Here is an 18,880-nt window from a genome sequence, read left to right as displayed (position 1 = left end):
CTCATGGACACCGCGGTACCGTCCGCCGACCCGCTCGCCGACAGCGCCGACGTGTGGCTGCTGGCCGAGGAGGACGTGGACCGGTTCGCCGAGGCGACGGGCGGTCTGGAGCTGCTGACCGACGACGAGCGCGCCCGGCACGACCGGCTGCTGTTCCCCGCCGCCCGGCGCCGCTTCCTCGGCGCCCGGCTGCTCTCCCGGCAGGTCCTGTCGCTCTACACCGACATGCCGCCGGACTCCTGGCGCTTCCGCAAGGGCAAGTACGGCCGGCCCGAGGTCGAGGGCGCCGACTGGGGGCTGGACTTCAACATCACCCACACCAACGGGCTGATCGCCGCCATCGTCGTGCGCGGCCGCACCGCCGGTGTGGACGCCGAGACCACTCCCGCCCGGCCCGAGGCCATGCAGTTCGCGCCGAAGGTCTTCACCCCGCTGGAGAACGAGGTGCTGCGCCGCGACCGCGAGGACCAGCGCGGCCACGCCTTCGCCGACTCCTGGGTCGCCAAGGAGGCGTACACCAAGGCCACCGGCATGGGCATGTGCCGGGGCTTCGACGCCTTCTCCGTGCACCGCCTGCGCGACGGCGGCCTGGCCGTCGTCGACGACGAGATCCCCGAACCGGAGCGCCCCCTGTGGCAGGTGCAGGTGCTCCAGGTGTGGGACCGGTTCGCGCTCGGCGTGGCCATCCGCGCCGGCGAGGACGACGAGGGGCCGCTGCCGGTACGGCTGCGCTCCGCCATGGCAGAACTCCTCCCGGAGGGGACACCCCGATGACCGCGAACGACGACGTCCACGCGCCCTTCCCGCTGACCGAGATCCAGTACGCGTACTGGGTCGGCCGCGGCCCCAACTTCGTCCTCGGCAACGTCGCGCCGCACGCCTACTTCGAGCTGGAGGGCCGCCGCCTCGACCCGGCGCTGCTCTCCCGCGCCTGGACCCGGCTGGTGGAGCGGCACGGCATGCTGCGCTGCGTCGTCGGCCAGGACGGGCGGCAGCGGATCCTGCCCGAGGTGCCCGCGTACGAGATCCGCTGTACGGACCTGCGGGACGCACCGCGGGACGAGACCGAGCGGCACCTGGCCGAGGTGCGCGAGGAGATGTCGCACCGGGTGTACACCGCGGCCGACTGGCCGCTGTTCGACATCCGCATGTCCCGGCTGCCCGCCCACGACCGGCTGCACGTCAGCCTCGACCTGCTCATGGTCGACCTGGCCAGCATCACCCTGTTGTTCAGCGAGTGGGCGCAGCTGTGCCAGGACGAGGAGCGGGCGCTGCCCCCGGTCGACGTCGGCTTCCGCGACTACGCGCTCGCCCTGGAGCGGGGCGACGACTCGGTCCGCCACCGCAGGGCGCGGGCGTACTGGACCGCGCGCGCCGCGACGCTGGCCCCGCCGCCCGGTCTGCCGCTGGCCAAGTCCCCGGTCGCGGTGCACAAGCCGGTCTTCACGCACCGCGAGTTCCACCTGCCGCCGGAGGACTGGAAGCGGCTGCAGGGGCGCTGCGAGGAGCGCGGACTCACCCCGACCGCGCTGCTCGCCACCGTGTTCTCCGAGGTCCTGGCGATGTGGGGCGGCACCCGCCGGTTCACCTTGAACCTCACGCTCTTCAACCGCCTCCCGCTCGTGCTCGCCGGGGACGGCGCCGGGCACCGCGGCGTCCACCCCCATCTGCGGCGCGTGGTGGGCGACTTCACCTCCATCTGCCTGCTGGAGACGGACGCGGAAGGGGGCGTGCCCCTGACCGAGCGGGTCGACCGCCTCCAGCGGCAGCTGCGCAAGGACCTGAGGCACCGGCACGTCAGCGCGTTGCAGGCGCTGCGCGAACGCCGCCGGCTCGGCCTGCAGAACGGCTTCGAGACCATGCCGGTCGTCTTCACCAGTGGCCTCGGCACGGCCGCCGACGTGTCGGCGGCCATGGACCACTTCGGCGGAATCACGTACCGGATCAGCCAGACCCCGCAGGTGTGGCTCGACCACCAGGTCGTCGACATCACCGGGAGTCTGGACCTGACCTGGGACGCCGTCGAGGAGCTGTTCCCCGAGGGCGTACTGGACGACATGTTCGCGGCCTACACCGGCGCCGTGGCGCGGCTCGCCGCCGACGACTCCCTGTGGGACGAGGACCTCGTGATCCCGCTCCCCGCGCACCAGCTCACCGCCCGCGAGGCCGCCAACGCCACCGGGGGCGAGCTGCCGGCCGGGCTGCTGCACACCGCGCTCCTGGAGCGCGCGGCGCGCCATCCGCAGCGCCCCGCCGTGATCACCGGTGCCGGCACCGTCTCGTACGGCGAACTCGCCGCGTGGGCCGGTTCCGTCGCCGACCGGCTCTCCGGCACCGGCCTGCGGGACCGCACCGTCGGCATCACCCTCGGCAAGGGGCCCGCCCAGGTGGCCGCCGCCCATGGCGTCCTCATGGCGGGCGGCGCCTACCTGCCCGTGGGTCCGCAGTTGCCCGCGCTGCGCCGCGAGCGCATCCTGGCGGACGCCGGGGCGGTCGCGGTGATCACGGACGCGGAGGCGGAGGCGCGGCTGGAGTGGCCGCGGGACCTGCCGCGCATCGTCACGGCGCCGCCCTCGGGCACACCGGCGGGCAGCGCGCAGGCGGGCCCGGCGGACCCCGCCGACCTGGCGTACGTCATCTACACCTCGGGCTCGACCGGCACCCCCAAGGGCGTGATGATCGAGCACCGGGCCGCCCTCAACACCGTCGCCGACATCAACGAGCGCTTCGGCATCGGCCCCGCCGACCGCTTCTTCGGCCTTGCCGACCTCGGCTTCGACCTGTCCGTGCAGGACCTGTTCGGCACCTTCGCCGCCGGCGCCGCGCTGGTGCTGCCCGACCCGGACCAGCGGGCGGAGCCCGCGCACTGGGCCGAGGTGATGGCCGCGCACGGGGTGACGGTGTGGAACTCGGTGCCCGCGCAGATGCAGATGCTGGTGGAGCATCTGGAAGCCGGGGGTGCCGGGGGTGTGGAGATCCCGCAGGACCTGCGGCTGGTGCTGCTCAGCGGCGACTGGATCCCCGTCGACCTGCCGGGCCGCATCCACGCGCTGTGGCCGGACGCCCGGGTGATCAGTCTGGGCGGCGCCACCGAGGTGTCGATCTGGTCGATCTTCCACCCCGTGGAGGAGGTCCCGGCGGGCGCGACGAGCGTGCCCTACGGCAAGCCGCTGCGGAACCAGACCTTCCACGTCCTCGACGAGCGGTACGCGCCCTGCCCGGTGTGGACCGCGGGCGAGCTGTACATCGGCGGGCACGGCCTCGCCCGCGGCTACCGGGGCGACCCCGAACGCACCGCGGCCGCCTTCGTCACCCACCCGCGCACCGGCGAACGGCTTTACCGGACCGGGGACTTCGGCCGCTACCTGCCGGACGGGAGCATCGAGTTCCTGGGCCGCAGGGACGGCCAGGTCAAGATCAACGGGCACCGCGTGGAGCTCGGCGAGATCGAGGCGACGCTCACCCGGCACCCGGGCGTGGACAGCGCGGTCGTGGTCAAGGCCGACGGGGAGGCGGGCACGGCCCGGCTGCTGGGCTACGTCGTCCCGGCCAGGGGCACGGCCGAGGACGGGGCCGAGGACGCGGCCGGCGGTACGCCCGACGACGCGGACGGAGCCGGCGGGCTCTTCGTCACCGAGCACGCCGACCCGGAACGGGCCGACGCCGACTGGCGGGCGCTGCGCGCGGCCGCCGAGGTGCCTGCCCCCGGCCCCTCGCCGCAGGCGCTGCGCACCGCCTGGGACGTGCTGAACGAGGTGTACGCGACCGCCGTCGGCACCGCGTTCCGCCGTCTCGGCCTGCCCGACAAGCCGGCCGCCGCCGTCGCCCCCCGCTACGAGCGCTGGCTGGCCCGGGCCACCGCGGCCCGGCCGCCCGCCGCGGACGGGATCCCGCGGGAGCTCGCCGACCGCAGCCGTACCGTCCTGCGCGAGGTGCTCGGCATCCCCGAGGACGTCACCGACTGGATGCTGGCCCTCGCCGGGGACATCGCCGGGGTGCTCACCCAGAGCGTGCACTCCGCCGAGCTGTACGCCTCCGACCGCACGCCCGGCGTCTACGAGCGGCTGTTCGGCCCGACGTACGCCGTCGCCACGGAGGCGGTGCGCCGGCTCGTCGCCGGATGGCCGGCCGACCGCCCCCTGCGCGTACTCGAAGTCGGCGCGGGCTACGGCTCGCTGACCCGCCACCTGCTGCCGCTGCTGCCCGCGGACCGCGCGGCGCACACAGCCCGCACAGCCCACATGGAGTATGTCTTCACCGACATCTCCCGCTACTTCACCGACCGGGCCCGCGAGGTCTTCGGCGCCGGGCACCCGTTCCTGCGCTGCGACCTGCTCGACCTGGACGCGCCCCCGGAGACCCAGGGCTTCGAGGACCACTCCGCCGACCTGGTCATCGCCGCGAGCGTGCTCCACGACATGCGCCAGGTGCGGCGCACGCTGCGCAACCTGCGAGGCCTGCTCGCCCCCGGCGGAACCCTGCTCATCGTCGAACAGACCTCCTTCCACCCCTGGTTCGACCTGGTGATGGGGCTCCAGCAGGGCTTCGACAACTTCGAGGACACCGACCTGCGCACCACCCATCCGCTGCTCGGCCGGGAGCAGTGGGCGTCCGAACTCGCCGCCGCGGGCTTCACCGACTGCGCCGTGCTCACGCCCTCCGGCGGCGGCCCCGGCTCGGTGGGCTTCGACGTCCTCGTGGCGCGCGGCCCCGCGCGGCGGCGGCGCTTCGCCCCCGACGCGCTGCGCGAGTTCGCCGCCGGGCAGCTCGCCGCCCACATGGTGCCGTCCCAGCTGTTCGCCCTGACCGAGCTGCCGCTCAGCGGCACCGGCAAGGTCGACCGCAAGGCCCTCGCCAGGGCCGGAGCGCGCACCGTCGCGCGCGGCCGGCCCGTGAGGCCGCCGCGCACCGACCGGCAGCGCAAGCTCGTCGAGATCTGGCGGGACGTGCTGGGCCTGAGCAGCGCCGACCTCGCGGACGACTTCCTCGAGGCGGGCGGCGACTCGCTGCTCGCGGCCCGGCTGGTCGCCACCCTGCGCACGGCGTTCGGGATCACCGTGCCGGTCGGCACGGTCCTGCAGTACACGACGGTGGAAGCGCTCGACGGCCACCTGGAGGGGCTGCTCGGCCCGTCCGAGCCGCTGACGGAGGAGACACGATGACGTACGAGCAGATGCGCGACTGGATCGTCGGGTTCCTGGCGGAGCTCCTCGACGTCGCGCCGCACGAGATCGACCCGACGCTGCCGCTGGACCACCTGGGCTTCGACTCGGCGACCACCCTGGACCTGTGCGGGCGGCTCGAGGAGGACCTGGGGATCGACACGACGCCCAAGGCGATCGCCGACCACCCGACCGTCGACGCCCTCGCGGCCCATCTCGCCCGGCCGGCTCCCCTGGGGGAGGTGGTACCGACGTGATCACCCAACTGTCGGCACGCTGGCTGGTCAGCGGGCCGTCCCGGCCGGCCGCGCCGAAGCTGTACTGCTTCGCGCACGGCGGCGGATCGGCCGCCGAGTACGTCCGCTGGGCGCGCACCCTGACCGGCGCCGAGCTGCACGTCGTGCAGCTGCCCGGACGCGGGTCACGGTTCGCCGAGCCCCCGCTGACCTCGATGGACGCCCTGGTCACGGCGCTCGCCGGGCAGGTGGCGTTCGGCGCCCCGTACACGTTCTTCGGGCACAGCCTCGGGGCCCTCGTGGCGTACGAGCTGACCGCGGCCCTGCGCGACGCCGGGCGGCGGCCGCCGGAGCGCCTGGTGGTCTCCGGATTCCCCGCGCCCCACCTGCCGCGGACCTCGCGGGGACTGCACCGGCTGCCGGACGACGAGCTGCTGGCGGAGGTCTCCCGGCTGCACGGCGGCATCCCGCAGGAGGTGCTGGCCGAGCCGGAGATGCGGGCGCTGGTCGCGGTTCCGCTGCGCGCGGACTACATGATCGTGGAGACCTACGAGTGGCGGGACCGGGCACCGCTGGCCGTTCCGGTGACGGTCCTCGGCGGACGGGACGACCGGGTGAGCCCGGCCGAACTGGCGGCCTGGCAGGAGCTGACGACCGCGCCGGTGGACGTGCGCACCTTCCCCGGCGGTCACTTCTACCTGCGCGAACACCCCGCCGCCGTGCTGCGCGCGCTCGCCGGTCTGCTGCGGACCACGCCGTGCTGACCTTCGCCGCCGCGTCCCTCGTCCTGATCATGATCCCGGGCCCCGACCAGGCCCTGATCACCAGGAACGCCCTGGCCGCGGGCCGGAAGGGCGGTCTGCTGACGATGGTGGGCGGGCTGCTCGGCCTCAGCGTGCACATCGGCTCGGCCGCCCTCGGCGTCTCGGCGCTGCTGATGGCCTCGACCGTCGCCTTCGCCGTGCTGCGGACCGTGGGCGCGGGCTATCTGCTGTACATGGGCTTCACCACGCTGCGCGCCGCCCGCCGCGGCACCCAGGGCGCGGAGGGGGAGGGTGCGGACGGTGCCGCGCCGCCGACCGGGGCGGCCCATCTGCGCCAGGGGTTTCTCTCCAACTCGCTCAACCCGAAGGTCGCGCTCTTCTTCGTGACCTTCCTCCCGCAGTTCCTGCCCGCGCAGGGCAGCGTCCTGCCGCGCGCACTGCTGCTCTCGCTGGTCTTCGCCGTGCTCTACGTCGTCTGGTTCGGCGCCTATGTCGTCGTGGTCGACAGAATCGGCGCGGTCCTGCGCCGGCCGCGCGTGCGGGCCCGGATCGAGCGGGTCACCGGAGTACTGCTCATCGGCTTCGCGCTGCGCCTGGCGATGCACTGAGCAAGCGGCCCGCGCCGCGCGACGGCGACAGCCTCCGGCCCGCCCGGGGACGGCGGATCCACGGGATCCCGTGGATCCGCCGTCCCCGGGCGGCCGTACGGAGACCCGGTTCGCCAGGAAGCAGGCCGCCCTGTCGGGCAGGAACGCCCGACAATCCCCGGATTCCGGCCGCACGGCGGCAGGGAGTGAATTCCGCGCGCTCCCCGGGAGTCTCCCGCGGAGCGCGGAAGGGCCGGTGCGCCATTGAGAATCCCGATGGCCGGATCACGAGAACGGCGGCGAACTCCCTGGACCCCCGAGTTGTCCGCGGGGGATTCTGAGACGACTTTTTCTGCCTTGGAATGCAAGGGAAAGGAAATGGAAATGACTGCTCCTGTCGCCGCGCTCCAGTGCCTGGTGTGCGACACGGACATCCCGGTCCGGCAGGACTGGCTGAAGGGCGAGATCACGGAGTGCGCGGCCTGTGGCCAGGAGCACGAAGTCGTCGAGAAGTCCGAGGCCGGCGCGCGCATAGAGCTCGCCCCCGAGGTCGAAGAGGACTGGGGCGAGTGACCGGGGCCCACGCCGGGTTCGAGGTGCTGCTGTCGGCCACCGTCCTGCGCCCCGACGAGAAACTCCTCCTGGAGGCGTTACGCTCGCGGGGGCTCGCGGTCCGTCCCGTTCTGCTGGAGGACCTGGCCGGTCTGGTGACGGGCCGGAAGAAGCCGCCCGCCCTCGCCCTCATCCGCAATCTCTCGCACCGCGAGGCCGTGAATGTGGCCCGCCGGCTGGAATTCAGCGGCGTACCCGCGCTCAATCGCGCCGCCACGATCGAGACCTGCAATGACAAGGGCCTCCAGGCCCTGCTCTTCAGCCGGCACGGCGTCCCCCACCCGGAATCCTTCCACGCCTTCAGCTACGCGCAGGTGCGGGAATCCGTCGGCGACGTAGGACTGCCCGCCGTCATCAAACCGGTCAGCGGCTCCTGGGGCCGCGGGGTCTCCCGGATGACCAGCGAGGAATGCGTCGAGGCCTGGATCGGCGGCCGGGAGTCCGCGGACGCCGCGGGCAAGCTCTTCCCCGTCCTGGTCCAGCGTTACGTCGACAAGCCCGGGCACGACCTGCGGATCGTGGTCGTCGGCCGCACCCCCGTCGTCGCCATCCGGCGGGTCTCGCCCGACTGGCGGACCAACACCCACCTGGGCGCCGAGGTCGTGCGGATCGACATCACCCGCGAGATGGAGAAGCGCTGCTCCCAGGTCGTGGACGCGCTCGGCGAGGGCTTCTACGGAGTCGACCTCGTGGAGGACCGCACCAGCGGCGAACTGATGGTCCTGGAGGTCAACGCGAACCCCGAGTTCGCCCGCTCCTCCGCCCGGCACGGCGTGGACGTGGCGGGCCACCTCGCGGACTACGTCGCCGAGACCTACCGGCCCGAGTCCGCCGCCACCGCCGCGTAGACGGAGGAGAACCCCACCCATGGAAGCGTTCGACACCGCCACGGTGCTCACCCGGGTCCTGACCTCGGGCGTGGTGATGAGCATCGAGAAGAGCGACCGCGAACTGCCCGGCCTGGAGCGGCTGCTCACCAAGCACACCGGCCGCGCCCGGGCCGCGCTGTTCAACAGCCGCACCGGCGCCCTGCACGGCGCGCTCGCCGGGCAGGGCATCGGCCACGGCGACCGGGTCGCCGCCCGGCCCGGCGCCGGCGACCGGGAACGCGCGTTCCTGGACTGGCTCGGCGTCACCGCCACCGGTGACGGGACCGCCCCCGCGCCGTACGACCTCATCGACCTCGACGCCGGCAACGCCAACGAACTGACCCGGCTCGCCGCCGGCGCCACCGCCCCCGTCCTCGTCGTCGACCTCACCGGCCTCGGCTTCGGCCCGGCCGGCGCGGTCCTCACCGACGACCCCGCCGTGTGGGCCCGCGCCGAACGGCTCAAGATCTTCGGCGCCCACGACCTGCGCACCATGTGGACGCAGGAGGAGGCCGACCCGGAGCTGGTGCCCGGCGTCCAGTTCAACTACCGGCTGAGCCCGCTCGTCGCCGCCTGCGTCCGGATGGCCCTCACCCAGGCCGCCCGGCCGGGCGCACTCTCGGGAGCTGACTCATGATCACCGACTTCCCCGCGGCACCGCTGCCGCTGCCGCACCCCGGCGACGTCACCGCCGAACTCGCCGCCCTCGGCGGCGAGGCGGTCATCCCCAGGGACCTGCGCCGCACCCTGTTCCCGGTCATCACCAAGGAGGACGTCTTCAACCTGCTGCTGGCCCAGCGGCAGGACCCGGCCAAGGTCGTCGCCGACTTCGCCGAGGCCTACCGGGCCCACGTGGGCGCGGCGTTCGCGCTGCCCACCGCCAGCGGCACCTCCAGCCTCCACATGGCCCTGGTCGGCGCGGGCGTCCGGCCCGGCGACGAGGTGATCGTCCCGGCGTTCACCTTCATCGCCACCGCGCAGGCCGTCGTCGCCGCGCACGCCGTCCCGGTCTTCGTCGACGTCGACCCGCGCACCTACTGCATGGACCCGGCCGCCGCCGAGGCTGCGGTCACCGAGCGCACCCGCGCCCTGATGCCCGTCCACGTCCACGGCCTGCCCGCCGACGTGACCGCGCTGCGCGCCCTCGCCGACCGCCGCGGCCTCGCGCTGGTCGAGGACGCCTCGCACGCCCACTCCGCGCGTGTCGGCGACCGGGTCGCCGGCTCCCTCGGCGACGCCGCCGGGCAGAGCCTCATGGCCGACAAGAACTTCCCGCTCGGCGGCGAGGGCGGCATCGCCTTCTTCGCGCGCGAGGAGTCGTACGACCGGGCCACGGCCTACCTGGAGCGGCACGGCATCGACTACGGCATGGCGTGGATCGCCGCCGCCTTCGGCGCGAGCCAGCTGCAGCGGCTGCCGTACTACGACGCGATCCGGGCCCGCAACGCCGCGCTGCTCGGCGAGGCCCTCAAGGACACCGGCCTGTTCACCCCGCCGTACGTGCCCGAGGGCCACGTCCACGCCTACAACATGTACCGCGTCACCCTGCACCCCGAGGCGATCGGCCTGGCGGACCTGCCCGCGTACGCGGTGAAGCAGGCCGTCCACGAACTGCTGGTCGCCGAGGGCGTGCCCGCCCGCGAGTGGCAGAACACGCCCATCCCCTGCCACCTGCCCTTCGTGCACCGGGCCGGGTTCGGCGCCGGCCACCCCTTCACCCTCAACCCGGGCGCCGTGCGCGACCACACCCCGCAGGACTTCCCGGTGATCCGGCACATGCTCGACACCACGCTCGTGCTCTGCCGCGAGCTGCGCTCCCCGGTCGAGTACGAGCGCATCCTGCGCTACGCCGACGCCTTCGCCAAGGTCGCCCGGCGGCCCGACGCGATCCGCAAGCTCGTCCAGGAGGGCGACTTCCGCCGCCCCTACGAGAAGGCGGCCCGCCTTGGCTGACACCACGCCCGGCACGGTCCGGGTCGCCGTCGTCGGGGCCAGCGGCTACAGCGGGGGAGAAGCCGTCCGGCTGCTGCTGGACCACCCCGGAGTGGAGCTCGCCTTCCTGTCCGCCGAGCGCGCCGCCGGTGCCGCGCTCGGCGCCGTCCACCCCTGGCTGCGCAACCACCCGCGTGCCGCCGGGCTGACGCTGCGCCCGCTGCGGGAACTCGCCGACGACGGCAACGACGTCGACGTCGCCATCTCCTGCCTGCCGACCGGAAAACTGCCGGAACTGCTGCCGCTGCTGTCCGGGCACGCCAAGCGGATCCTCAACGTCGCGGGCGACTTCCGATTGCGCGACCCGGGCGAGATCCGCGCCCACTACCCGCGCACCGCCGAGCAGCCGGCCGCCGAGGACTTCGCGTACTACGTCCCCGAGCTGTCCCCGGCCGTCCCCGAGGGCCGCTTCGTCAACCTGCCCGGCTGCATGGCCGTCGCCTCGGTCTACGCCCTCCATCCGCTGTTCGCGGACGGGCTCGCGCTGCCCGAGGTCGTCGTCGACGCCAAGACCGGCTCCACCGGCGGCGGACGCGACACGGGCGAGCACCCCGCCGAGCGGGCGGGCAACTTCCGCGTCCACAAGCCCTTCGGGCACCGGCACGCCCCCGAGATCCGGCAGGCCATCGCCGACCTCACCGGCACCGCGCCCGAACTGCGTTTCACCAGCCACAGCCTCGACGTGCCCCGCGGCATCCTCGTCACCGGGTACGCCCGGCTGCGCGAGGGCGTGACCGGCCTCGATGTCAAGCGCGCCTACGCCCGCGCCTACAAGGGCCGGCCCTTCGTCAAGGTGCGCCCCGCTCCCAGGGCGCCGCAGGACTTCCCGATGCTCAAGGCCGTGGTCGGCTCCAACGTCGCCGAGGTCGCGGTCGCCGTCAAGGACGACCAGGCCGTCGTCGTCGCCGCCCTCGACAACCTGGTCAAGGGCGCGGCCGGGCAGGCCGTCCAGGCGATGAACCTGCTCTGCGGCCTCGACGAGACCGCGGGCCTGCCCCGGACGGCGGTGGCGCCATGACGACCGAGTACCGGCCCCTGTACGTCGTCAAGGTCGGCAGCGCCACCCTCGCCCGCGGCGCGATCCTCCACGAAGTGTCCGACCTCGTCGCGCGCGGCGCCCGCGTCCTGCTCGTGGCGGGCGGCGCCGTCGGCATCGAGCGGCACTACACCGCCCTCGGGCGCGCCATGCCCGAACTGCGCCTCGCGGGCGGCGACACCGTGCGCTACTGCCCGCCCGAGGAGATGACGCACATCGTCGACGCCTACGAGCGCGTCACCCTCCCCTCGGTCGAGCAGGGCCTGCGTGACCTGGGGCGTACCGCCTTCACCGCCGTCGCCGCCCGCGGCGGGCTCGTCGGCGGGCGCGCCAACCGGCCCCTGAAGACGGTCACACCCGAGGGCCGCAGCCGCGTCGTGCGCGACCACCGGGCCGGAGTGCCCGAGGACGTCGACACGACGGCGCTGTGCGCCCTGCTGGACGCGTACGACGTGGTGTGCGTGTCGCCGCCGGTGCGCGACCGCGACGGGGGCGCCCCCCTCAACGTGGACGCCGACGTCCTGGCCGCCGCCCTCGCGCGCGCCCTCGACGCCGACCACCTCCGCCTCGTCACCGGGACCGCCGGGCTGCTCACCGACCCCGCCGACCCGGCGTCGACCCTCCGCCACGCCCACCCCGGGGAAGCCGCGCGGTACGCGGGCGGCCGCATGCGGCAGAAGGTCCGCGCCGCGGAACTCGCCCTCGACGGCGCCGGGGACGTCGCCATCACCGGTCCCCACACCCTGGCCGAGCCCGCGGGCTGGACGCGGTTCTGGCGCGAGGCGCCCCCCGCGGAGGACCTGACCCTGCTCAGCCGCGCCGCCGGCATCCCCTCCGTCTCCGGGGACGAGCACGAACTCGCCGCCTACCTGAGCGACTGGTGCGCCGAACGCGGCATCGACGCGCACCTGGACGACGTGGGCAACCTCGTCGCCACCCGCGGGGACGGCCCGCGCCGCCTGCTGCTCCTCGGCCACCTCGACACCGTGCCGCACCACTGGCCGGCCGCCTGGCGGGACGGCGAACTCTCCGGCCGGGGCACCGTCGACGCCAAGGGGAGCCTCGCCGCGTTCCTGGAGGTGCTGGCCGCGGCCGACGTCCCGGACGACGGCCAACTGCGTGTGGTCGGCGCCGTCGAGGAGGAGGTCTCCTCCGCCAAGGGCGCCTTCCACGCCCGCGACCACTACCCCGCCGACGCGGTCGTCATCGGCGAGCCCAGCGGCTCCGGCACCCTCACGCTCGGGTACTTCGGCCTCTTCAAGCTCCGCCTCACGGCCACCGCCGGCAGCGGCCACTCCGCGGGCATGGGCGCGGTCACCGCTCCCGACCTGCTGCTGCGCGCCGTGGCCGACATCCGCGGCGCGGTCGCCGCGCACGCCCCGGACGCGCTCAGCGCCCTCATCGACGTCCACAGCGACGGCGACCGGGCCGTGCAGCGCGCCACAGGCGTGCTCAACTTCCGCATCCCGCCCGGCGCCGACCTCGCCACCGTCCGCAAGGCGGCCCTGGCCGCCGCCGCTCCCGGGGACGGTGTGGCCGTCGACGTCCTGCGGGCCACCCCCGGCGTCGCGGGCGGCCGCGCCACCTCCCTGGCCGCGTCCTTCGGCCGTGCCTTCGCGGGAGCGGGCATCCGGCCCCGCCATGTCGTCAAGAAGGGCACCTCCGACATGAACACCCTCGCCACCACCTGGCACGACACCCCCATGGTCGCCTACGGCCCGGGTGACGCCTCCCTTGACCACACGGACGCGGAACGCCTCGCGGCGGACGAGTACCGCCTCGCCCGCGGCGTCCTCGCGGACGCCGTCCGCCGCTGGTTCGCCGCGGGCGGTGCCGCATGACGCGCCGGTCCTGCCCGCCCCCGGGACACGGGGTCCGGCGAGGCGGGGCCCATGTCGTCCCGGAGCGGGGCGGGGTGGGGCGGTGACCGCCGTACTGGAGACCGCGCCCGCGACGCTCACCGCACGGGCCCGGCGCGCACGCGAACTCGTCGTCGACATGGCCGCGAGCCCTCGCGGCTGCCACCTCGGCGGCAGCCTGTCCGTCCTCGACATCCTGGTCGCGGCCCTGGACCACGCCACCGGGGCGGCGGACGGCACGCAGGTCGTCCTGAGCAAGGGGCACGCCGCCGCCGGCCTCTACGCGGCCCTCCACGTCACCGGCGTGCTCCCGGAGAACCCGGCGCCGCTGTACGGGCAGGCCGGCCGGCCCTACACCGGCCACCCCGGCCCGAAGGTGCCGGGCGTGGTGTTCCCGACCGGAAGCCTCGGCCATGGTGTGGCGTACGCAGCGGGCTGGGCGCTGGCGCAGAAACTGCGGGGCGGCACCGGGAAGGCGATCGCCGTCGCGGGGGACGGCGAACTGCAGGAGGGCCTGGTCTGGGAGACCTGCCAGGTCGCTGCCGCCCAGCGCCTCAACGGCCTGGTCCTGGTCGTGGACCGCAACGGCGGTCAGAACGACGGCATGGTCGCCGACATCTCCCCCCTCCCGCACCTCACGGACCGCTTCGCGGCCTTCGGCTTCGACACCGCGGAGGTCGACGGCCACGACCTGGCCGCGCTGTCCGCCCTCTTCGCCGCCGACCGCGCCGGCGCCACCCGCCCCCTCGCGGTCGTCGCGCACACCGTGAAGGGCAAGGGCCTACCGCCCGTCGAGGGCAGGGCCGCCTCGCACTACGTGACGATCGACGCCGCGCGCGCCGCCAAGTGGAAGCGACTGATCCGATGACCCTGTCCGGCCGCGACGCCTACCGCGCCGAACTCACCGCACTGGCGGAGGACGACGACCGCGTCCTGTGCCTGGAGGCCGACCTCGGCGGCAAGGGCCATCCCTTCCGGCAGGCCCACCCCGACCGCTTCTTCAATCTGGGCATCGCCGAGGCCGCCATGATCGACATGGCGGCCGGTCTGGCGGCCGCCGGGTACAGACCGTTCGTCTCGACCTTCGCGCCCTTCGCCGCGCTGCGCGCCGCCGAGAGCCTGAAGCTGACGCTCGGCTATCTGCGCGCAGGCGTCACCGTCGTCGCCCCGTACGCGGGCGTGTCGGGGGCCTGGTTCGGCACGACGCACCACTGCCTGGAGGACCTGGCCGTGCTGCGGGCGGTCCCCGGGGTGACGATCGCCGCGCCGTACGGGGAGGCCGAGATGCGCTCGGTGGTCCGCGCCGCGGTCCGCTCGGGCCGTCCGCACTACATCCGCACCGGCCGCAACGCCGTGTACGAGAGCCTGCAGGCGCCCGTCGCGGAGGGCGGCACCGTCACCTGGGAGCACCACGGCACGGGCGCCACCGGCGAGCCGTGCCTGGTCTCGGTCGGCGAGGAGGGCACCCGGCTCGCGCTGGCCGCCCGCGCGGAGCGCCCCGGCACCGCCCACGCCCACCTCACCTACCTGGACCACGCCCACCTGCACCGCGCCGCGGCCGAACTCGCCCGCCGCCACCGGCGCTTCGTCGTCGTCGAGGAGCACCGCGCCGAGGGCGGCGTCGCCGAGGCACTGGCGCTGCTGCTGCCCGCCTGCGAGGTCGTCTCCGTCAGCGCCGGCCACGGCTGGCCGTCCGAGGGCGGAGACCACCAGGAGGTGATGGCCGCGCTCGGCCTCCACCTGCCCGCCGTGCTCTCCGCCCTGAATCCGACACCGCACCACCCGAGGGGGTTCTCATGCACGTACTGATGGTCGAGTGCAATCCGAACGGCGTCGCCGGCATCGCCAACGCCCTGGCCCTGGGCCACGAGGTGACCCTGGTCAGCGCCGACCCCGGCTTCTACGTCGCCGCGTCGCCGCTCGCCGAGCCGGCCTTCGCCCACCCGCGCTGCCGCGTGGTCACCAGCGAGTCGGCGTTCTCCATCGACGCCCTGGAGCAGCTGGCCAAGGAGGTGCACGCGAGCAGCCCGATCCACGGCGTGACCACCTACAGCGAGTACCACACCGTCCACACCGCCTCCGTCGCCCGCGCGCTCGGCCTGCCCGGGATGAGCGTGGAGGGCGCCCTCAACGCCCGCCACAAGCACCGCACCCGGCTCACCCTCGCCGGCACCGAGGTGCGCCAGCCGCGTTTCGCGCACGCCCGCGCCCTGGACGAGGTGGAGGCCGCCATCCGCGAGGTCGGCTTCCCGTGCGTGGTCAAGCCGTCCGACGGCACGGCGAGCCTGCACGTCCTGCACCTGACCAACGAGGAGGAGCTGTCGGCCTACCTCGCCGACCTGGCGAAGGTCGCCGACTACGGGCGCGGCGTCACCCGCATCCCGGACGTCGTCGTCGAGGAGTTCGTGGAGGGCGAGCTGGTCTCCGTCGAGGCCGTGGTGCTGGCGGGCGGGGAGATCGTCAACCTGGGCATCACCGACCGCTGCCTGAGCGGTTTCCCGTACTTCATCGAGATGGGCGCGACCTACTTCCGCGGCCACCCGCTGCAGGACGAGCTCTTCGAGACCAACGAGAAGGCGCTGCGCGCCCTCGGCATCGACTTCGGCTTCATCCACGCCGAGTACATCCTGTCCGCCGACGGACCGGTGCTGTGCGAGGTCAACGGCCGGCTCATCGGCGGCATCGTGCCGCAGCTGATGAAGATCTCCAGCGGTGTGGACCCCTATCTGGAGGTCATCCGCCAGGCACTCGGCGAGACCCCCGAACTGCCCTTCCCCGGCACGGTCATCGCGAGCGGGCGCTGGTTCGGCTCGCCGGTCGAGGGAGCCCTCGGGTCGGTGGACTTCGCCGCGCTGAACGAGCTGCCGGGGTTCGTGGAGGCGCTGAGCTACCGCGCCCCGGGCACGAAGGTCGCGCGGCTGTCCAGGAGCAACTTCGACTGGCTGGGGCATGTGATCTTCACCGGCTCCGGCCGCGAGGAGGCCGCGGGCCGCTGCGAGACCGCGCTCGACCGGATCGGCGTCGACCTCTCCGTCCAGGTCGCCCGGTGAGCGCGCTCCGGCGCGTCGCCGTCCCCCTCCTGGACCCCGAGTCGCTGTACGACGTGGAGTTCGGGCAGGGGGTCTTCACCCGGATCGAGGCGGTCGCCGACCGGGACGTCCGGACCGGCGGCGAGCCGGAGCTGTGGCCGGGCTTCGTGGAGGCGCACGCGCACCTCGCGCTGCCCGCCAACTTCGACGACTCCCTCGACGACGCGCGGATCTCCGCCCTCGCGTACCTCTTCCACGGGGTCACGCACGTCGTCGACATGTTCGGCTTCCCGCTGGTCGCCGACGCCTGGGCGGCGGGTCGCGCCGCCTCGCCCGTCCCGTACCCGGAACTGGCGCACTGCGGCTACGCGGCCACCTCCATGCGCGACGGCGAGGGGCTGACCGGGCACGGCGTGGAGTTCCCCGCGCCGGTCTTCATGCTCGGGACCGGCGACGACCTGGAGCCGCTGATCGCCGCCAACCGGCAGCGGGGCGCGACCTTCCTGAAGGTCATGTTCACCGACGGCACGGAGCAGCCCGGCATGGCCCGGCGCTTCTCGCGGCTGCCCCCGCCCGTCCTGGAGCACGTCTCCCGGGTGGCCGGGGCGTACGGACTGCCCGTGATCCTCGACTGCAACACCCGCGCGGAGGTGCTGCAGGCGTACGCGTACGGCTTCCGGCTCTTCGCCCACCCCGTACGCGATCTGGGGCTGACGGCGCAGGACTGGCGGGCCCTGGAGGGCGCCCGCTTCATCTCCACCCTCAGCGGCCTGCACCCGATGGTCATGGACCGCGAGGACTTCCTTCGCGAGTACGGCCGCCCGGGCTTCCGCGAGACCCAGGACCCGGCCAACCTCGACTTCGTCGCCGGCGTCGAGGAGCCCTTCGGCATCCGTTTCCGGTGCCAGGACACCCGCTCCGCGGCGCTGGCCGCCATGCGGGCCAACAGTCTCCAGGCGCTGGCCCGCCGCCGGTTGCTGGTCGGCACCGACTGCGGCAACACCGGTGCCTTCCACGGCTACAGCCTGCTCGGCGAACTCGACCGGCTGGCCGGCGACGACCCCGAGGAGCGGGCCGCGCTGCGGCACGCGCTGCTGCGTGCCGCCACCCTCGACAACCGGCTCTTCTTCGCCGAGGTGTCCGGGTCGGCCCCCTCGCCGGATCTTCTTCACGAAGGCGCCCCCGCGACCTTCAACCTGCTCCCGGCGGCCGCCAAGAACGCGCCGCTGTCCACCCTGCCGGAACTCACCGTCTCGGCGGGCGCGGTGATCGACCGCCGGGCCGTCGCGCAGGAGATCGGTTCCCTGCGGGCGACCCCCTCGGGAGGAAAGGTCGTCCTGCACCACAACGAGAGGTCGGACTCGTGAACGCAACGGCGAAAAGGACGCTCGCCGGCGTCTGCGTCGGCATCGCGCTGGCGCACGTCGGCAACTACATCTACTTCCCGCACCTCGTCTCCACCCTGGGTGTGGAGTACAGCGGTTTCTGGGCCGGGTTCGTGATGTTCCTGACCTACGTGGGCCGGCTGTCCTCCACCTTCTTCTACGAGGGCCTGGGCGCGCGCCTGGGCACCCGGGGCAGCGTCGTCGCGGGCATCGCCCTGGAGGCCGTCGCGCTCGGCCTGATGGGCTTCGCGAACGGGCTCGTGGCCTACAGCCTGTGCGCCTTCTTCGTCGGCTTCGGATCGGGCATGTCCTTCCCCGGCCTGAAGAACATCCTCGGCGCGCTTCCCGAGGAACACCGCACCAAGGCCTTCTCGTACTTCCAGATGGCCTGCCAGACCGGCGTCATCGCCGGTGCGGTCCTCGGCGGCGTCTTCCTCTGGGCCGACATGCGCGTCCTGTTCGGGGTGGTCTTCGCGCTCTTCGCGGGCTACTGCCTGGCGGCGGTCTTCGTCATCCCGCGGGACGGCGCGCAGGACCGCGCGGCCGCCGCGGCGACCCCGCTGGTCAACTTCGCCGTCCTGAAGGGCCTGAAGGCGGGCGCGGGCACCCGGTACTTCTTCCTGTCCAGCCTGTTCTGGACCATGTCCATCAGCTTCCTGGTCGGCATGCCGCTGTTCATGGAGGAGTACGTCACGGGGCTGCCGGTCTCGGCGCCCTTCTGGATCAGCGGCATCACGCTGATGGTGCTCCAGTACCCGGCGTTCCGGTTCATGATCAAGCACTTCCGTCCGGGGCAGGTCATGGCGGTCGCGTTCGGCGCGATGGCGGTGGCGTTCACCATGTTCGGCGCGGGGCGGAACGTGCTGTGGGTCGTCATCGGCTGCTTCGCCGTGGTCTTCGGGGACATCCTCTTCACCCCCTCGTTCGACCTGTGGGTCACCAGGCGGATCCCCGCGGACCGGCTGGCGCGGGCGATGGGCGCCATGCACTTCTTCCGCAGTTTCGGCAACATGGCCGGCACACTGGTCGCCGGCTCCCTCTTCGACCTGGCCCGCAACACCGGTGTACCCGGCCTCAACTGGTACCTCACCGCCGGTCTCGCCGCCGCCTGCGCCCTGTTCAGCCTCGGCGTCTCCGCCCTGGAGCGGACCGCCGAGTCCGAGGCGGCCCCGGCGTCCCCGGCCTCCGCACCGGCCGCGGCCCCGTCCGGCTGACGCCCCCGCGCCGCGTGAGCCCGCCCGCCACTCCGCGGGGCTCCGGCCCGGAGCCCCGCGCGGCTGTCGCGCGCGCACGTGCACCGGCCGGTGTCCAGGTGCGGCCAGGCCGGTTGCTGACAGCGGGCACCGCTT

At 73.9% G+C, this 18,880-nt stretch carries 16 protein-coding genes; all 16 read left to right on the top strand.

The genetic code is table 11. The features are described from left to right. The first annotated feature begins 3 nt into the window (after positions 1–3). The 16 genes from ACWDAS_RS07290 to ACWDAS_RS07215 all read left to right on the top strand — a co-directional run bounded on the left by ACWDAS_RS07290 (position 4) and on the right by ACWDAS_RS07215 (position 18,745). Positions 4–774, top strand: a complete 771-nt coding sequence (locus ACWDAS_RS07290) for a 4'-phosphopantetheinyl transferase family protein (protein ID WP_450387853.1) — start codon at positions 4–6, stop codon at positions 772–774. Beyond that, complete coding sequence (locus ACWDAS_RS07285) at positions 771–5,162, top strand: amino acid adenylation domain-containing protein (RefSeq protein WP_450387852.1); 4,392 nt, start codon at positions 771–773, stop codon at positions 5,160–5,162. The genes ACWDAS_RS07290 and ACWDAS_RS07285 overlap by 4 nt, the downstream gene beginning before the upstream one ends. Then, complete coding sequence (locus ACWDAS_RS07280) at positions 5,159–5,419, top strand: acyl carrier protein (protein WP_450387851.1); 261 nt, start codon at positions 5,159–5,161, stop codon at positions 5,417–5,419. The genes ACWDAS_RS07285 and ACWDAS_RS07280 overlap by 4 nt, the downstream gene beginning before the upstream one ends. Continuing rightward, positions 5,416–6,162 carry a thioesterase II family protein gene (locus ACWDAS_RS07275; protein ID WP_450387850.1) on the top strand — a complete coding sequence of 249 codons (747 nt, stop codon included), beginning with the start codon at positions 5,416–5,418 and terminating at the stop codon, positions 6,160–6,162. The genes ACWDAS_RS07280 and ACWDAS_RS07275 overlap by 4 nt, the downstream gene beginning before the upstream one ends. Next, positions 6,156–6,770: a LysE family translocator gene (locus ACWDAS_RS07270; protein ID WP_450387849.1), complete on the top strand. Its 615-nt coding sequence runs from the start codon at positions 6,156–6,158 to the stop codon at positions 6,768–6,770. Before ACWDAS_RS07275 ends, ACWDAS_RS07270 begins: the two co-directional genes overlap by 7 nt. A 363-nt stretch (positions 6,771–7,133) precedes the next feature. Next, positions 7,134–7,322: a lysine biosynthesis protein LysW gene (locus tag ACWDAS_RS07265; protein WP_450387848.1), complete on the top strand. Its 189-nt coding sequence runs from the start codon at positions 7,134–7,136 to the stop codon at positions 7,320–7,322. Next, a complete protein-coding gene (locus ACWDAS_RS07260; protein ID WP_450387847.1) occupies positions 7,319–8,209 on the top strand; it encodes a RimK family alpha-L-glutamate ligase in 891 nt (296 codons plus the stop codon). Before ACWDAS_RS07265 ends, ACWDAS_RS07260 begins: the two co-directional genes overlap by 4 nt. Positions 8,210–8,228: 19 nt before the next feature. After that, positions 8,229–8,867, top strand: a complete 639-nt coding sequence (locus ACWDAS_RS07255) for a DegT/DnrJ/EryC1/StrS family aminotransferase (RefSeq protein ID WP_450387846.1) — start codon at positions 8,229–8,231, stop codon at positions 8,865–8,867. Then, positions 8,864–10,183 carry a DegT/DnrJ/EryC1/StrS family aminotransferase gene (locus ACWDAS_RS07250; protein WP_450387845.1) on the top strand — a complete coding sequence of 440 codons (1,320 nt, stop codon included), beginning with the start codon at positions 8,864–8,866 and terminating at the stop codon, positions 10,181–10,183. The genes ACWDAS_RS07255 and ACWDAS_RS07250 overlap by 4 nt, the downstream gene beginning before the upstream one ends. Then, positions 10,176–11,240, top strand: a complete 1,065-nt coding sequence (gene argC / locus ACWDAS_RS07245) for an N-acetyl-gamma-glutamyl-phosphate reductase (RefSeq protein ID WP_450387844.1) — start codon at positions 10,176–10,178, stop codon at positions 11,238–11,240. The genes ACWDAS_RS07250 and argC overlap by 8 nt, the downstream gene beginning before the upstream one ends. Further along, on the top strand, positions 11,237–13,099 hold the full coding sequence (locus ACWDAS_RS07240; protein ID WP_450387843.1) for a M20/M25/M40 family metallo-hydrolase: 1,863 nt from the start codon (positions 11,237–11,239) through the stop codon (positions 13,097–13,099). Before argC ends, ACWDAS_RS07240 begins: the two co-directional genes overlap by 4 nt. A gap of 82 nt (positions 13,100–13,181) precedes the next feature. Continuing rightward, a complete protein-coding gene (locus tag ACWDAS_RS07235) occupies positions 13,182–13,985 on the top strand; it encodes a 1-deoxy-D-xylulose-5-phosphate synthase N-terminal domain-containing protein (protein ID WP_450387842.1) in 804 nt (267 codons plus the stop codon). Further along, a complete protein-coding gene (locus tag ACWDAS_RS07230; RefSeq protein ID WP_450387841.1) occupies positions 13,982–14,926 on the top strand; it encodes a transketolase family protein in 945 nt (314 codons plus the stop codon). Before ACWDAS_RS07235 ends, ACWDAS_RS07230 begins: the two co-directional genes overlap by 4 nt. Continuing rightward, on the top strand, positions 14,914–16,167 hold the full coding sequence (locus tag ACWDAS_RS07225) for an ATP-grasp domain-containing protein (RefSeq protein ID WP_450387840.1): 1,254 nt from the start codon (positions 14,914–14,916) through the stop codon (positions 16,165–16,167). The genes ACWDAS_RS07230 and ACWDAS_RS07225 overlap by 13 nt, the downstream gene beginning before the upstream one ends. After that, a complete protein-coding gene (locus ACWDAS_RS07220; RefSeq protein ID WP_450387839.1) occupies positions 16,164–17,513 on the top strand; it encodes a hydrolase in 1,350 nt (449 codons plus the stop codon). The genes ACWDAS_RS07225 and ACWDAS_RS07220 overlap by 4 nt, the downstream gene beginning before the upstream one ends. Then, the gene (locus tag ACWDAS_RS07215) at positions 17,510–18,745 is read left to right on the top strand and encodes an MFS transporter (RefSeq protein ID WP_450387838.1); all 1,236 of its coding nucleotides are present in this window, start codon (positions 17,510–17,512) and stop codon (positions 18,743–18,745) included. Before ACWDAS_RS07220 ends, ACWDAS_RS07215 begins: the two co-directional genes overlap by 4 nt. The last annotated feature ends 135 nt before the right edge of the window (positions 18,746–18,880 follow it).

This window comes from Streptomyces sp. NPDC001070 (assembly GCF_053598835.1).
The sequence above is the reverse complement of the archived record's forward strand: the minus strand, read 5'-3'. Positions and strand labels throughout refer to the sequence as shown.

Excerpts from the sequence above, each read along its gene's own strand:
- ACWDAS_RS07290 (WP_450387853.1), top strand. The coding sequence starts at position 4 with ATGGACACCGCGGTACCGTCCGCCGACCCGCTCGCCGACAGCGCCGAC.
- ACWDAS_RS07285 (WP_450387852.1), top strand. The coding sequence starts at position 771 with ATGACCGCGAACGACGACGTCCACGCGCCCTTCCCGCTGACCGAGATC.
- ACWDAS_RS07280 (WP_450387851.1), top strand. The coding sequence starts at position 5,159 with ATGACGTACGAGCAGATGCGCGACTGGATCGTCGGGTTCCTGGCGGAG.
- ACWDAS_RS07265 (WP_450387848.1), top strand. The coding sequence starts at position 7,134 with ATGACTGCTCCTGTCGCCGCGCTCCAGTGCCTGGTGTGCGACACGGAC.
- ACWDAS_RS07255 (WP_450387846.1), top strand. The coding sequence starts at position 8,229 with ATGGAAGCGTTCGACACCGCCACGGTGCTCACCCGGGTCCTGACCTCG.
- ACWDAS_RS07250 (WP_450387845.1), top strand. The coding sequence starts at position 8,864 with ATGATCACCGACTTCCCCGCGGCACCGCTGCCGCTGCCGCACCCCGGC.
- ACWDAS_RS07240 (WP_450387843.1), top strand. The coding sequence starts at position 11,237 with ATGACGACCGAGTACCGGCCCCTGTACGTCGTCAAGGTCGGCAGCGCC.
- ACWDAS_RS07230 (WP_450387841.1), top strand. The coding sequence starts at position 13,982 with ATGACCCTGTCCGGCCGCGACGCCTACCGCGCCGAACTCACCGCACTG.
- ACWDAS_RS07225 (WP_450387840.1), top strand. The coding sequence starts at position 14,914 with ATGCACGTACTGATGGTCGAGTGCAATCCGAACGGCGTCGCCGGCATC.